We start from the raw sequence: 15,425 nt of genomic DNA, 5'->3' as shown, positions 1-15,425 counted from the left end.
TCGCCTTTCATATCTCACCGATTAACGTCACAGAAAGTACACTCAGAATGAAACTGCAAAATTTAACGATAATGCAAAGATTGATTCTAGGTTTTGGCCTCATCTTAGCAATGATGCTAACAATGGCTGTCACGAGCTTGACGCAATTTTCCTCGATCAATGAAAAGTCTGAACAAGTGTTAAGCCGCGAATTTGTCAAAACAGAAGTCGCGACTGAAATCTTGGATCAAGCACGTGGAATTATCGGACGTGTACTCCAAATTGCGGCATCAACTGACAAACAAGAGCTTGCAACGGCACGTGAGCGACTCGCAAAGAACAATGAAGTACTTACTAATGCCCTCAATAAGTTAGAACCCTTATTGTATTTACCTGAAGGCAAAGCAATGCACGTCAAGATGAAAGAGAATAACCGAGCATCTTTAGCAGTGCAAAATCAAGTCAATGCGTTAGTCGATAGCGGAAAGAAAGAGGACGCTTTAAAACTTGCTAGCTCTGAAGGCTACGCCAAAGCGACAGCGTTGAATGAAGTCGTTCGTGAATACATTCAATTTCAACACAAAATTGTCAAAGAACGCAGTGATGAAAACAAAAAAACCTTTGAGGGTATTGTTGATGAAATCAAAATTCTTTCTGCCTTAGCACTTCTGGTCGGGATTATCGCCGCGTATTTCATAGCGAAGAATATTCGTACGCAGATTGGAGGGGAACCCAAAGATGTTTCGAGCTTCACACAGAAAGTTGCGAGTGGCGATCTAACCGTAGAATTGGAACTTCGAGATGGCGACGATACCAGTATTGCCGCCAATATCTCGAAGATGGTAAGCCAAATTCGTGCGCGTGCAGAAGAAAGTGCACGCAATGCGGCGGAAACGATGCGTATCAAGATCGCGCTCGACAACGTTGGTACAAATGTGATGATCGCGGACAACGATAGAAATATCATCTATCTCAATAAATCCGTAGTAGAAATGTTGCGTAATGCAGAAAATGATGTTCGCAAGGACTTACCAAACTTCAGTGTCGCAAAACTGCTCGGTTCGAGTATTGATCAATTTCATAAAAACCCTTCTCATCAACGCAATCTCTTGTCCACTTTCACGACGATACACAAAGCGCAGATCAGTGTGGGTGGCCGATCTTTCACATTGTCGGCTGCCCCCGTCATTGATGATCACGGCCAACGGCTAGGCAGCGTCGTCGAGTGGGCTGACATTACAGAACAACTCGCCGCGAAAGCCGAGGCTGACCGTTTGGCGAATGAAAATCTCAGGATCAAAATCGCCCTCGATGGATGTGCAACGAATGTCATGATTGCCGACAATGACAGGAATATTATTTATACGAACAAATCCGTTGTTGAGATGTTGAGCAATGCAGAAGCCGATATGAGAAAAGTCTTGCCGAATTTTTCTGCGGCAAAGTTAATCGGCTCGAATATTGATCAATTCCATAAAAATCCTAGCCATCAAAAGAACCTGCTAGCGACGTTCACCAGCAACTTCCGTTCGAACATTAAAGTTGGTGAGAGACACTTCTCATTATCCGCCAATCCCGTCATCAACGAGCAAGGTGAACGCCTCGGAAGCGTTGTCGAATGGATAGACCGAACGAACGAAGTTGCGATCGAAAACGAAGTAAGTACAGTCGTCGAAGCCGCGATGAATGGCGATTTCTCATCGCGTATTACGATGGATGACAAGAGCGGCTTCTTTGCCAAACTAAGTACCGATGTCAATCGACTGGTCGAAACAAATGAAGCGAGCCTGAATGAAATTTTACGAGTCCTCGGCGCGTTGGCCCAAGGTGACTTGACGCAAACCATAGAAGCGGATTTCAACGGTACATTTGGCGAGTTGAAGAATGCCGCAAACGAAACAGTCGACAAGTTAGCCCATATCGTTGCTGACGTGATTAATTCAACCGATGCCTTGTCAAACGCGTCAGAACAAGTGAGCGCAACCTCACAAGCCTTGTCACAGGCAGCAAGTGAGCAAGCCGCCAGTGTCGAAGAAACGAGCGCTAGCATCGAACAGATGGCCGCTGGCATCAACCAAAATGCGGAAAATGCAACCATCACCGACGGTATCGCTGCGAAAGCCTCCAAAGAAGCGATTGAGGGTGGAGAGGCAGTAAAACAAACCGTGGTCGCAATGAAAGAAATTGCCTCGCGCATTGGCATCATTGATGACATTGCCTACCAAACTAATATGTTGGCACTCAACGCTGCGATCGAGGCTGCCCGCGCTGGTGAACATGGTAAAGGATTTGCCGTCGTCGCCGCTGAAGTACGTAAGTTGGCCGAACGTAGTCAGATCGCAGCAAAAGAAATTGGAGACCTCGCAAGTGGCAGCGTGAAAACAGCGGAACGCGCGGGAACACTGATCGATGAAATCGTGCCAGGTATCGGTCGCACCTCTGATCTCGTTCAAGAAATTGCAGCCGCATCACAGGAACAATCGGCAGGTGTTGGGCAAATCAATACCGCGATGAATCAAATGAACCAAATCACGCAAACCAACGCATCCTCAAGTGAAGAGTTGGCTGCAACAGCAGAAGAAATGACAAGCCAAGCAGAACAGTTACTCGAGTTGGTCAGCTTTTTTCAATTGGATCAAGTCAACACCAGCAGTCCAATTCAAACGCAAATCCCCACTCGAAGCAACAATATTGTCCGACGTAGTGTCGTCAAATCTACCAAAGCAATTCCGTCAGGATCAGGTTTCGACGAAGCTAAATTTGAACGCTTCTAGGAGACGGCAATGAATGCAATCATCAAAACAAAACAAAGCAACGAACTGGTAACGAACGCGCAAACTTTTCCTGAGTCTGGTCAGTATTTAACTTTTGTACTTGGGGGGGAAGTCTTTGCCTTAGGCATATTGAATATCAAGGAGATTATTCAGTATGGCGATTTGACTGAAGTTCCGATGATGCCGAATTTTATTCGCGGCGTCATCAATTTACGCGGTCGTGTCGTCCCCGTTGTCGATTTGACGGCACGATTCAATCGAGGCACGACGACTATTTCAAGGCGTACTAGCATCGTCATACTTGAAATGGAACAGAGTGATCAAGAAGATACACAAAGCATTGGGATTGTCGTTGATGCGGTGAACGAAGTCGTGGATATTCCAGGAAAGGAAATTGAGCCACCACCATCATTTGGGGCGAAGATTCGACCCGACTTCATCAGTGGAATGGCGAAAAAAGACGGTCGGTTTATTATCGTATTAAATCTAGACCAAGTTTTATCCATTGATGAAATGCTTGCGCTTGGACAATCGGTAGATAATTGGGGCGATGGCAAAGCCGACGATACCGAAATCTAAATCGATCGAATCAGTTACCAATCACCAAGTACTTTTTAGTTGCTAGGCAAGGTAAAGAATAACACCAAGAAAACAGCGGGAAAGTCCTCAAAGAAGGTTAGCCCAAAGTAACGCCATTCAGGAAACAAAGCCAAAGAGAAAAACACAACATGACCAGATCCGTTCCAATGCAAGATTGGAAAGGCTCATGTTGAGGTCTGATTTGGCTGTGGCTGGAAGCGATTACTCTTACTTCAAAAGCGTGTACGGAGGACTTAGCGATGACATCATTAATCGCGTCGTTGAAAATGTGGCAAAAATTTGCCATCGTTGGTTTGTTTGTTTTGGGGTTATTCGGTTTACCTTTTATTTTGTACTTAAAAACCGTCAATGCAGAAGTCAATTTTGTAACAGGCGAACGACGAGGATCAGAAACCATACCCTATGCCGTTAAAGTATTGCAACTGTCACAGAAACATCGAGGACTGCACACTTCGGTTTTAATTGGCGCGACGGATCTAAAACGTGAACGTGAGAATGCCAGTATAGAACTCAGTCGCGCTTTTGATACGCTTTTAGCCGAAATCAAACAACGGCCTATACTACAGGCGGAGCAAGCGACAGCACTGCTAAATTCAAACTGGAAGTCGCTGTTAACAAATCGAGACAACTTAACACCAGCGCAAAGCTTCGCCCAGCATACCGCGCTAATAAAAAATATTCTCGCTTTAGTAGATAAAATTGCTGACAACAGTGGGCTAACTTTTAGCCCTGATAGCGCTAGTTATTTTTTGATGCTAATGACCACAAACACGCTCTTGAAACTGAATGAAGACGTGGCGATTGCGCGCGGAATGGGCGCCGCAATCTTAGCGAAAGCTCAGATCTCGACACAAGAACGTAGCGAATTGATAGGGCGTCAAATCCAAATCAAAAATGCGATTGAAGTAAATCGCACGATCTTCGACAAATTGGTCGCAATTAATTCAGATTATGGTCATTACAGCGAGAAACTGAAGACGCAAGAAACAAGAATTCAAGGAATCCTCAATCTAATCTCTGACAAAATTGTTGAAGCGGATAAACTCAACTTTTCACCAAGCGACTATTTCCGGCAGCTCAGCGAAGTTGTCGATGGCAATGTTGAACTTGAAATGAATTTGGTCAAAGAGCTCGATAAGCGTACTGCAGCCCTCATCGAGGAAATCGAACAAGCACGTATGAGGACGATTGGAGCTTGCCTCCTATTGCTAAGTGTTGTTGCCGGACTGATGTTTTATATGATCAGAATTGTCATTCGTCAAATCGGGAATGAGCCCGCTATTGTGGCAGAATTTGCCAATCAAGTTGCGAGCGGCAAACTCGACGCGCAAATTAGCTTGCAAGAGAAAGACGATCTCAGTATTGCAGCAGCATTAAAAAAAATGGTGGGAACAATTCGCGAACGAATCTTAGAGAGCGAAAAGAACGCAGCAGAAACACTACGTATCAAAATTGCGCTAGATAACTCGACCACCAATGTCATGATCGCGGACATTCATCACAAAATTATTTACACCAACAAATCAATGATGGCAATGCTCAGGCAAGCGCAGTCTGCCATCCGCCAAGACCTCCCCACATTTAGCGTAGACCTCCTATTAGGTTCGAACATTGATCAATTTCATCCCTATTCTGGGTATCAAACACAAATGCTGGAAGAACTCAATGGCACTCATAAATCCCAGATGAAATTGGGAGGACGCACTTTCAATCTAGCGATCAATCCGGTCATCAATGAGCTTAAGCAACGTCTTGGTAGTGTAATTGAGTGGAACGACATGACCGATGAACTGGCCGCGCTCGAAGCAACTCAAAAACTCGCCGCGGAAAACTTGCGCATAAAGATCGCTTTGGACGGTAGTGCAACCAATGTCATGATTGCAGACAATGACCGCAGAATCATCTATGCAAATCGCGCTGTGCTCGAAATGCTGCGGCGCGCAGAAACGGATTTCCAAAAGTTGATGCCGACTTTCTCCGTGACTCGACTAATCGGCTCTAGCATCGATCAATTTCATAAAAGCCCGACGCATCAAAGTACGATACTCGCAAGCTTTACAACAACGCATCGAGCGCAAATTCAGATTGGCAGTCGGATCTATGCACTATCCGCGAATCCAGTCATCGATGAAAATGGCATACGCTTAGGGAGCGTGGTTGAATGGGTGGACCGCACGACTGAGGTCGCAATCGAGAAGGAAATTGAGTCCGTTGTTGAGCAAGCGGTCGCTGGCAATTTCAAAGAACGTTTAAATGAAGAGGGCAAGACAGGTTTCTTTGCAAAACTAAGCCAAGACTTCAATCGCTTGATGCAAACGAGTGACGAGGGCTTAAATGAACTATTACGCGTCCTTGCAGCTTTGGCACGAGGTGACCTATCACAAACAATTGATAAGCGTTATGAAGGAACTTTTGCAGAACTAAAAGAGGCAAGCAATGAAACGGTTCACAAACTCGCCCTGATCGTCGGCGACGTGATCAATGCGACCAATGCACTCTCCAATGCATCAGAGCAAGTGAGCGCCACCTCTCAAGCACTATCTCAAGCTGCGAGCGAACAAGCCAGTGGAGTCGAAGAAACCAGTGCCAGCATTGAACAAATGGCCACGGGAATCACGCAAAATGCGGAAAATGCAAAAGTTACCGATGCAATCGCTGCAACAGCATCCGAAGAAGCGAAAGAAGGTGGAGAGGCTGTCAGGGCAACCGTATTAGCAATGCAGCAAATCGCTTCAAAGATTGGAATTATTGACGATATTGCCTATCAAACCAATATGCTGGCGCTGAACGCGGCAATTGAGGCGGCTCGTGCTGGTGAACACGGCAAGGGTTTCGCAGTCGTCGCGGCAGAAGTACGTAAACTCGCTGAGCGTAGCCAAGTTGCAGCGAAAGAAATTGGAGATTTGGCAAGCGGAAGCGTGCAGACGGCGGAGCATGCGGGTAAGTTAATCGAGCAAATCGTCCCAGGTATTAGTAAAACTTCTGACTTGGTACAAGAAATTGCAGCAGCCTCACATGAACAATCCGCAGGCGTCGGACAGATTAATCATGCGATGAATCAAATGAGTCAAATTACACAGCAAAATGCCTCATCTAGCGAGCAGCTCGCGGCAACAGCCGAGGAGATGACAGATCAAGCGGAACAACTGATGTCCCTCATCGGCTTTTTTCAACTTAAAAGCCCCTCCCATCAAGGGATTCCGCAGACCTCCATCACAGCCCCAAAAAGAGCACAGGCGAAATCCAAAGAAAGTAGAACAAGCTTATCGAACATCAACACAATTGACGCCAAATTTGAACGGTTTTAAGGTAAATTGAGCTATCCACAGTACAGCATGTGAGAGATTGATTCATGAGCATTAATACGATACGTGCAAGCGCACCTGTTCATTTACAAAAAGACGAGTTCGCATGGATCTCGCGCTTTTTGTATGAACGAACCGGTATCGCATTGAATGATGGTAAACAAGCCCTAGTGATGGGACGTTTAGATAAACGTTTACGCAAACTAGGACTAAGAAGCTACAGCGACTATTTTGCATTACTCGGTAGACCTGGCTACGAGGATGAAACGACTGCAGCAATAGATTTACTAACAACGAATGAAACCTACTTCTTTCGGGAACCTAAGCATTTCGAGTTCTTGCAGAAAGTTGTTTGTCCACAGTTTGCAAAACAGCGGCAAATTCGCATTTGGAGTGCTGCCAGTTCAAGTGGAGAAGAGGCTTATACAATTGCCATGACTCTCGCTGACGCCTTTGATTCGGAAAACTGGGAAGTGATCGGAACCGATATCTCGACGCGCGTGTTGGATAAAGCGCGTCGCGGTTTGTACCCTATGCTGGCAGCAGAAAAAATTCCACAAACTTTATTAAAACGATATTGTCTTAAGGGGAAAGAGGAATTTGAGGACTTCTTTTTGATCGATCAAACTATCCGCAAAAGAGTCCATTTCAGTATTGCAAATTTGGTCGAGCCCTTGCCTGATTTAGGTCAATTTGAGGTTATCTTTCTACGGAATGTCATGATCTACTTTGATCGAGAGACAAAGAAAAATTTAGTTAAAAAAATAACTGACAAATTAAAGCCTGGTGGGTATTTTATTATTAGTCATTCCGAAACGCTTAATGGCTTAGATTCGCCCCTGCAGCTAGTGGCGCCATCGGTCTATCAAAAAACGACTTAACTTTAGTGAGATTTCGAAAAACATGCTAACCGACGCCACAGTTGAACAAACATACCTATGAATGAACCAGGTTTTTACATTGATATTTTCTTGCAGCCAGGTGAATTTTACTTTGGTGATAGAGAGACCCGTATCCGCACCATATTGGGATCTTGCGTTTCAATTACGATGTGGCACCCCAAAAAGCATATTGGTGGAATGTGTCACTACATGCTGCCTAAGAATAAACGACATGGCCATCATGAACTTGACGGTAAATATGCTGAAGATACCATCCACCTCTTTATGCATGAAATCAAAAAGGCAAACACGTCGGCACACGATTACGAAGTCAAAATTTTTGGTGGGGGCAATCAGTTTCCTGGTCAAGATCGTCGAGTATTCTCAGTCTCGGAGCAAAACGTCGAAATTGGGCGTAAGCTCCTTGCGCAATACGGTTTCAAGATTAAGTCAGAACACTTGGGAGGAAATGGTCACAGAAATATTATGTTTGATTTATGGTCGGGTGATGTTTGGGTCAAACACGTTGATAAGGTGATGGACTAGTGAAAGCAAAAACCAAAGTGATGCTGGTTGACGATTCTGCCGTGGTACGTCAAGTATTGACTGCACTATTAGGAAAAGACGACAGCATTGAAGTGATTGCATCTGCATCTGATCCCATTTTTGCGATGGATAAGTTGAACTCGAACTGGCCAGATGTCATTGTTCTCGACGTCGAAATGCCACGCATGGACGGGATTACTTTTCTCAAAAAGATTATGGCAATTCGTCCAACGCCCGTGATTATTTGTTCTACTTTAACAGAGAAAGGTGCAGCAACTTCGATGCAAGCACTAGCTGCGGGGGCGGTCGCAATTGTCACCAAACCTAAGGCTGGTTTAAAGAATTTTTTGGAACTTGATGCAGGTGACATCGTGCAAGCCGTGAAGGCTGCTGCGGGCGCCAACTTACGTCCAATACGAGCGATGCATGCCACGGCACCCATCCATACTCTATCAACACCGACCACGAATACTGCGTATCCGAGCATCAAAATCAATATCGACGAAGTCATTCCTGCACTCGACATTCACGCAACATCTGCAATGGCAGTCACGACCGATAAGTTGGTCGCAATTGGAACGTCGACAGGCGGAACGCAAGCCTTGGAACTGGTATTGACACAGCTTTCAAGGACCGCGCCAGGAATAGTGATCGTGCAACACATGCCCGAGAAATTTACCGCTGCATTTGCAGAACGCTTGAACAAAATTTGTGCGGTCGAAGTCATAGAAGCAAAAAATGGCGACCGCGTTATTCCGGGGCGAGCTCTGATCGCACCTGGCGGCAGGCATATGCAGGTAAAACGAAGTGGCGCCCAATACCATGTTGAAATTCTCGATGCGCCGCCCGTCAATCGCCACCGACCTTCGGTCAATGTATTATTCCGCTCGGTGGCTAAATGTGCGGGGCGCAATGCCCTTGGCATCATGATGACAGGCATGGGTGATGACGGTGCATTAGGTATGCGTGATATGCATGATGCGGGAGCGGAAACAATCGCTCAAGATGAAAAGACTTGCGTCGTTTATGGAATGCCAAAGGAAGCCGTGAAATTGGGCGCAGTCGATAAGATTGTCCCTCTCGACACGATCGCCCAACTAATCGAAGTGTATGGCAATCGATAATCCACTCGCATCCCGAGTATTTCAAATCAACGACAATAAGAAGGCGCAAGGACGACTGGTCAGTGTACAGCTTTTGCGAGTAAATCCGCGACACATGCCCTAAAATTACGCTTCAATTCGGCATTTTTGCGTAGGAGGAAATCAGGATGCACTTGATGATCGAGGTGATCCGATGTCGTCAAAAGCAAGGTTTTCGTTTTGCCACTGCGAATCCCTGATTTTTGAATCGCACTAATCAATGCAAGTCCATTCAAACGTGGTACTTCCAATCCACTTACCAACAAATCAAAAGGCTCTGAGAGTGCTCGTCCCAAGGCGAGGTAGCCATCGTGAACGACTTCAACCCGAAAACCTTCATCGAGTAAAACTTCTCGCAATATTCCAACTACCACCTCTGACGATTCAACGATCAACGCGGAATAGCGACTTTTTGAAGCGCGTTGCCTTAACGCATGCAAGCTAAGTTTGAGTTCTTGACTCGGCTCAAGGTTAACAGAATAGCTAAAACAAGCTTTACGTATCAAATCGACATATTCTAGTGCTGTACCAATCACACCTTGTTGTAATTGCTGCGGATGCTCAATCAAATGGCTCAATAAATCTTCCATTGGATGGCAAATATCACTAATAAAATTCATACCATATGTGCCGCCGCTTCCTTTCAGGCTATGTACCTGACGATATAACTCTCGACACAAAGACAGTTGGAAGCCCTCGCGTTCCAGCTCCAGCAACAACTGTTCAATTTCATCGATATGGCTAGGTAGGTCACGCAAGTAATTCTCACGTAACGCGGCCAGCATGGCTTTTACCTGTTCCATAATTGACTTACCAACATAACTAGAAAAAAGAAGATGAGGATGACGAAATCGCGTATTCTCTATGCCAATTTTTACATCTTATTGACGCGAGCACCATGCTTCAAAATATTACCTGAGCCGAGCGCCAAACGGCAGCATTTGTGCCAGATTCCGACAGTATCTTTGTGTTTTATGTTTGCGGAGTTTGACGCATTTTTTGTAGCGTCTTTGTGGTCGATCGATCATGCTCGAAATGAATCGCCTGTACTTTCCCGCCGTAAGCCAAAACTGCTTTCCCTTCGGGGATCGTATGCATTTCGTAATCACCACCTTTGACATATAAATCTGGTTTGGCAATAAGAACGGTTTCCAACGCTGTGTCTTCATCGAAAGCAACGACCAAATCCACTGCTGCCAACGCAGCTAACACCGCCATCCTGTCTTCGCAGCTATTAATTGGTCTTTCCTCGCCTTTGCCTAGTCGACGTACGGATGCATCTGTATTCACGGCCACGATGAGCGATGCCCCTAACGCTCGAGCCTGCGCTAAATAAGTGACGTGGCCACGATGCAATAAGTCAAATACGCCATTGGTCAGGACAACGGGTTTCGCGAGTGCCTTAACACGATCAAGCAATTGTTCGCGCTCACAAACTTTATTCTCAAAATCAGGCATAAAGAATTTTCATAAAAAAATAAACAAAAATTTTGGATTCAAAATGTCCCGATAAACACAATGAATCGACTCAAAACAAGTATGCGCCGACTACCCATATTTGCCCTAGCAAGCTGTAAACCATCTAGAACGAAATCCTCTCACGACAAACTGGGATCCAGCAAACTTCACCCTACTCCGCGAGTCGCGACCACTTTACCTTGCCTGCACAGTTTGGGCAACCCGCAGCAAAGACCAAAATATTGCGTTACCATGCGAAACGAACACAAACTCTGTTCGACATTTTCAGCAAATCCCACTAGCTCATCAATGAAGGAATGACCATGTCTACATTCAATAAGCTGCTCGCGCTTGCACTATGTTCGTTTGCCGTTCATAGCCATGCACAGGCGCCAGCTAGCAATAATAGTTGTCCTCAGGTCTTACAACATAGCTTTAATCGCTTACAAGACGAGGCGCCACAAAATCTTTGTCAATATCAAGGAAAAGTTGCACTCGTCGTCAATACAGCTAGCTATTGCGGATTCACAAAACAATATGAGGGGCTCGAAGCGCTCTACGCTAAATACAAGGACCGTGGACTAGTCGTGCTGGGTTTCCCTTCCAATGATTTTGGTAAACAGGAACCGGGGACGAGCAAGGAAATCGCCGACTTTTGTTTCAACACCTACGGAGTCAAATTCCCGATGTTCGCGAAATCTTCTGTCAGTGGCAACGATGTCAACCCCTTCTACGCACAGTTGATCAAAGCAACGGGGACAACCCCGAAGTGGAATTTTTACAAATACTTGATCGATCGTAACGGCAAAGTATTGAGCGCCTATGCAAGCACTACGACACCAGAAAACAAGGGTTTGGTGGCAGCGATAGAAAAAGCACTCGCGGAATAGCGGTTTTACCTCGTATCCGTCGTTTTCGATACTGCACCGGCACTATCACACGAGAAAGTTGTTCATTCACGGAAGTCAGGGCTTCCGTGAATGAACAGCACACTAAATTGCCGAATGGCGGACTCTATCTAGTTGGATTGGCGAGTCTGACGCACGCCACCCTGTACTGACTTTGTTGATTTTGGCTTGGCTCGAGGTTTTGTTGTTCCAGTGGGTTTCTTGCCAGGTTCGATTTTCTGCTGGGCTTTTGGAATCTTCGCCACAGCTTTTGATACTCCCTTCGCCGTGCTCGATTTCGCCGTAACCGTACTCTTGCTTTGCCCTTTAGCATTCATCGGTGAACGCTTCGCGCGTGGCTTCGATGGCGCTTTTTCGTCGGAGCCGGCGGTTATATCATCAGCTTTGTCTGTATCTGATTCGTCTTTCAGCGCATTCGACAATGCCTGTTTGAATTGATCTTGCAATAGCGTCCACCATGCGGCGGGACTTTGAAAACCTTCCGCTGTACTCGCTTGAGCAGTTTTGACCGGTTTATCTGTCGCGCTGTCCACCTCTTCCTTAGCCGCATCCAGCGATTCGATCGGCGCATCAACGTCATCGAGTTCATCCAACTCCTCATCCTCCTCGTTCTCTTCCACACTTGGCTCCGCAGCTTGAGCATGCATGGGCCACGTTGCGTGGGGTGACGCAGAAGGCGATTGCCCAGCAGTACCAAAGTGAGAACCGTTTGCTGACTCCGCACGTGAACTCGTCTGTGCAAAGCTCTCGCCCATTGCTTTCAGGGCTGCAATCGTTGCTCTTTGCACTTCGAGAGCTTGAATCGTTCCTTTCAACATATTCATATTCACAGTGAGCCACGATTCGACTGTCTTCAAATCTTGAATCTGCTTATCGAGCTCATCGACAGATAGAGTTGGCGTTACCATCCCCGGAAGCTGCATGTCTCCCCATATTTTTTTGACAAATCCTAATGGGTCATTCACGTGCGAACCTGCTTGTTGAAACGGATTTTGCATTTGGACTCCTCCTAGTTTCTAAAGTCAATATCGAGATTAAGTCTGTTTTAAAGTATTTTCAGTCACTAACAATCATAAAACGCGCCCAAAAATGGAATTCACACGTCAACCCAATTCGCAAGATTACAGCAGAACGATTACACTATCATGATGAACAAGCATTTTCTATCTCGCTATTTTTCCAACCAATGGACCAAACCCAGTACTTGGTTATTTGTACTGGTCACTATCTTACTGCATATCGTTTTATTAGAGTCCGCAAGCTGGAAAGAATGGACGCCTCAGGCAAATTTAGAAACGCCTGCGCCCATTCGAGTTAACTTGCAGACCATATCGACGCCATCCCCATCGAACGAATCTGTACTGGCTTCCTCTCCCAGTAAGAAAAAACAGAACAAGCCCATCTCAACTCCTAAGACAGATGTGCTGCCCACAACACAAGTTGAAACGCCGCTTGAACAGTCCCCCCTTGCTACTGAGACCAGCAGTGAAGCAATTGCAACTGACACAAATCTAGAAATGAAATCCGACACGAGCGCAGAGACTACGAGCGCACCGGAATTCCGACTACGGGTACCAGAGTCTGCTGAAATGCAACTCGAAGTGACGCACACCAAGGTCAACGGTGAACCAACGACAGGCGTTGGTAGCATACATTGGGAACGTTACAATGGGAAATACAAGATTTCGATCGAAGTCGGCATCAATTTACTCATCACAACGCTAAATCTATTAACGATCCAAAGTGAAGGCGTGATCGATATTTTTGGATTAATGCCTTCAACCAGCCAAGATCAACGACGGAACCGTGCAACAACCGCAATACATTTTAATCACGTGGACAAAACAATCAGCTTCTCGGCATCGAACAAGACGGTATCAATGGAAAACGGAGCACAAGATGCCGCTAGCATCTTAATTCAATTGGCTGCAATAGGGTACGCAGATCCGACTCAACTTGCGCCTGGAAGGACGTTTTCAATACAGGTCGCCGAGGGAAAAGACGCGAGTCCCTTTTTATTTCAAGTGGTGGGTGAAGAAGACATCCACAGCAAGCTCGTAGGAAATTCGGAAAAATTAAAAACAATACACATATCGAGACCGCCCAAATCGGGTGCCTATAACTCCCAGCTCGATATCTGGCTGGCACCGTCATTAGGATGGTATCCGGTACAAATTCGCAATACAGAAAGCAATGGTAATGTCACGAATCAAAGCGTTATTTCACTTAAGCAAAAAATCAATACAGCCAGCTAAAACGTCGGTGCAGACTTGGCTTCATTTCCCTACTTTATCTCTACTGCTCTGCGTCTACGCCGCGTCGCTGTCGTGTCACGCAAGTGCGCAAAACTGGAATCTAGCACCCAATGTTGAATTGGTTTATAGCTTAAAATCAAGTCAGAAGGGAATACCGGTCAGTGGCGAAGCGAAAATCAGTTGGAAATGGAGCGAAAGTAGCGAAACGGGCAAGCAATATCAATTAAGTTCTGAAACGAAAGTTGCTTTATTTGGAAAGATTCTGCAGAGTCGTAGTCAAGGTCAAATCAAGACATCGGGATTGAGTCCAGAACGTTTCTCAGAAAAGCGATTTCGTCGAAACGAGACAATCACTTACTTTGATCGGCAAACAAAAACCCTCCGTTTCTCTGAGTCAGACCTGCATTACCCGCTCCAAGGTGGGGAGCAAGACCGACTCAGTGTGACTTGGCAATTGGTCGGGTTTGCACGTGCGGCAGGAGAGCAGGTTCAAATCGGAAAAGAGTGGAATATGCTGGTCGCTGGAACGCGTGACGCTGATCCTTGGAGTTTTAAAGTCCTCGATTTTGACAAACTCGATACCGCAATTGGGGAACTGAAAGTCATGCATATTCGCAAAGCACCACCTGCCGATGCACAGGGGCAGCAATTAGACCTGTGGCTAGCAACTGAGTTAGACTATTACCCTGTCCGAATTCGATTTCAAGACGGCAATGGCGATTTGCTAGAACAAAAGATTATCAGCGTTCAACGCTAGCCCCTCTTGCAATGGCTCGGTTCGAGCTATCCTTTGTTCGATCTCCGAACGATATGCAATCCAACAGACAGTGAATAAACAACGAATAATCCAATATGATAACTAGCAAAATGAAGCAACGAGCACTCGTCCTATTTAGTGGCGGTCAAGACTCGACAACCTGTCTAGCTTGGGCATTAGAACGTTATCACAAGGTTGAAACAGTCGGTTTTGACTATGGACAACGGCATGCTATTGAATTGACTATGCGTCCTCAATTGTTAGAAAAAATGCGTAAGCTCAAGCCTGAATGGAACGAAGGATTAGGAGAGGATCATTTACTTGACCTTAGCCTAATTTCCCAATTATCTCGCACTGCGATGACAGAAAATATCGCCATAGAAATGCAAGAGAATGGCTTGCCAAATACCTTCGTTCCTGGTCGCAATTTGATGTTTATGCTGACTGCGGCAACGCTTGCCTTCCGCCGTCAAGCCACTGTACTAGTAGGTGGGATGTGCGAAACCGACTTTTCTGGATATCCAGATTGTCGGGACGATAGCTTGAAAGCATTGCAGGTAGCAATCAATTTGGGAATGGCGACTCGTCTCAATATCGAAACCCCTTTAATGTGGATTGACAAAGCCGATTCTTGGCACTTAGCAGAACGTCTCGGCGGTACTGCCCTGATCAACTTGATTCGACAAGATACCCATACCTGTTATTTGGGTGAGCGCGGTCACTTACATGATTGGGGACATGGCTGTGGCACATGCCCAGCATGTGAACTTCGTGCCAACGGATACCGGAGCTATTTAGAGAGCAAAGGATAAATCGAACG

The 15,425-nt window shown here is 45.9% G+C and carries 13 protein-coding genes; 10 read left to right on the top strand and 3 right to left on the bottom strand.

Annotation, left to right across the window (positions count from 1 at the left end; translation table 11 throughout):
• Window positions 1-47 precede the first annotated feature (47 nt).
• The 6 genes from KDM90_RS18350 (at window position 48) to KDM90_RS12015 (ending at window position 9,209) form a co-directional block, all read left to right on the top strand.
• On the top strand, window positions 48-2,753 hold the full coding sequence (locus KDM90_RS18350) for a methyl-accepting chemotaxis protein (RefSeq protein WP_212675874.1): 2,706 nt from the start codon (window positions 48-50) through the stop codon (window positions 2,751-2,753).
• 9 nt (window positions 2,754-2,762) lie between these two features.
• Window positions 2,763-3,332 (top strand): chemotaxis protein CheW, encoded by a 570-nt coding sequence (locus KDM90_RS12035; RefSeq protein WP_212675873.1) that lies wholly within the window; start codon window positions 2,763-2,765, stop codon window positions 3,330-3,332.
• A gap of 260 nt (window positions 3,333-3,592) precedes the next feature.
• Window positions 3,593-6,661, top strand: coding sequence for a methyl-accepting chemotaxis protein (locus KDM90_RS18560; RefSeq protein WP_438947434.1), 3,069 nt, complete (start codon window positions 3,593-3,595; stop codon window positions 6,659-6,661).
• 44 nt (window positions 6,662-6,705) lie between these two features.
• Window positions 6,706-7,539, top strand: coding sequence for a CheR family methyltransferase (locus tag KDM90_RS12025; RefSeq protein WP_212675872.1), 834 nt, complete (start codon window positions 6,706-6,708; stop codon window positions 7,537-7,539).
• A 57-nt stretch (window positions 7,540-7,596) separates the two neighbouring features.
• Entirely contained in the window at window positions 7,597-8,085 is a 489-nt protein-coding gene (locus tag KDM90_RS12020; protein WP_212675871.1) for a chemotaxis protein CheD, read from the top strand.
• 20 nt (window positions 8,086-8,105) lie between these two features.
• The gene (locus KDM90_RS12015) at window positions 8,106-9,209 is read left to right on the top strand and encodes a protein-glutamate methylesterase/protein-glutamine glutaminase (RefSeq protein ID WP_212676178.1); all 1,104 of its coding nucleotides are present in this window, start codon (window positions 8,106-8,108) and stop codon (window positions 9,207-9,209) included.
• Window positions 9,210-9,268: 59 nt separating this feature from the next.
• Here KDM90_RS12015 and KDM90_RS12010 read toward each other — a convergent pair whose 3' ends face one another.
• Together KDM90_RS12010 and rfaE2 are read right to left on the bottom strand one after the other, a co-directional pair.
• Window positions 9,269-10,030: an Hpt domain-containing protein gene (locus KDM90_RS12010; RefSeq protein ID WP_212675870.1), complete on the bottom strand. Its 762-nt coding sequence runs from the start codon at window positions 10,028-10,030 to the stop codon at window positions 9,269-9,271.
• Window positions 10,031-10,199: 169 nt separating this feature from the next.
• Window positions 10,200-10,685: a D-glycero-beta-D-manno-heptose 1-phosphate adenylyltransferase gene (gene rfaE2 / locus KDM90_RS12005; RefSeq protein ID WP_212675869.1), complete on the bottom strand. Its 486-nt coding sequence runs from the start codon at window positions 10,683-10,685 to the stop codon at window positions 10,200-10,202.
• Between the two features lie 323 nt (window positions 10,686-11,008).
• On the opposite strand from rfaE2, the gene KDM90_RS12000 reads away from it, so the two are divergent.
• Complete coding sequence (locus KDM90_RS12000) at window positions 11,009-11,575, top strand: glutathione peroxidase (RefSeq protein ID WP_212675868.1); 567 nt, start codon at window positions 11,009-11,011, stop codon at window positions 11,573-11,575.
• A 128-nt stretch (window positions 11,576-11,703) separates the two neighbouring features.
• On the opposite strand, the gene KDM90_RS11995 is transcribed toward KDM90_RS12000, so the two are convergent.
• Window positions 11,704-12,591 carry a PhaM family polyhydroxyalkanoate granule multifunctional regulatory protein gene (locus KDM90_RS11995; protein ID WP_212675867.1) on the bottom strand — a complete coding sequence of 296 codons (888 nt, stop codon included), beginning with the start codon at window positions 12,589-12,591 and terminating at the stop codon, window positions 11,704-11,706.
• Window positions 12,592-12,738: 147 nt separating this feature from the next.
• On the opposite strand from KDM90_RS11995, the gene KDM90_RS11990 reads away from it, so the two are divergent.
• The 3 genes from KDM90_RS11990 (at window position 12,739) to queC (ending at window position 15,417) form a co-directional block, all read left to right on the top strand.
• Window positions 12,739-13,848: a DUF3108 domain-containing protein gene (locus KDM90_RS11990; protein WP_212675866.1), complete on the top strand. Its 1,110-nt coding sequence runs from the start codon at window positions 12,739-12,741 to the stop codon at window positions 13,846-13,848.
• Window positions 13,793-14,605 (top strand): DUF3108 domain-containing protein, encoded by an 813-nt coding sequence (locus KDM90_RS11985; protein ID WP_212675865.1) that lies wholly within the window; start codon window positions 13,793-13,795, stop codon window positions 14,603-14,605. The genes KDM90_RS11990 and KDM90_RS11985 overlap by 56 nt, the downstream gene beginning before the upstream one ends.
• A 95-nt stretch (window positions 14,606-14,700) precedes the next feature.
• Window positions 14,701-15,417 (top strand): 7-cyano-7-deazaguanine synthase QueC, encoded by a 717-nt coding sequence (queC, locus tag KDM90_RS11980; RefSeq protein ID WP_212675864.1) that lies wholly within the window; start codon window positions 14,701-14,703, stop codon window positions 15,415-15,417.
• Window positions 15,418-15,425: the final 8 nt, after the last annotated feature.

This window comes from Affinundibacterium fentianense, assembly GCF_018139545.1.
Classification (GTDB): Bacteria; Pseudomonadota; Gammaproteobacteria; order Burkholderiales; family Burkholderiaceae_D; genus Undibacterium; species Undibacterium fentianense.
This window is presented reverse-complemented; position numbering and strand designations above follow the sequence as displayed.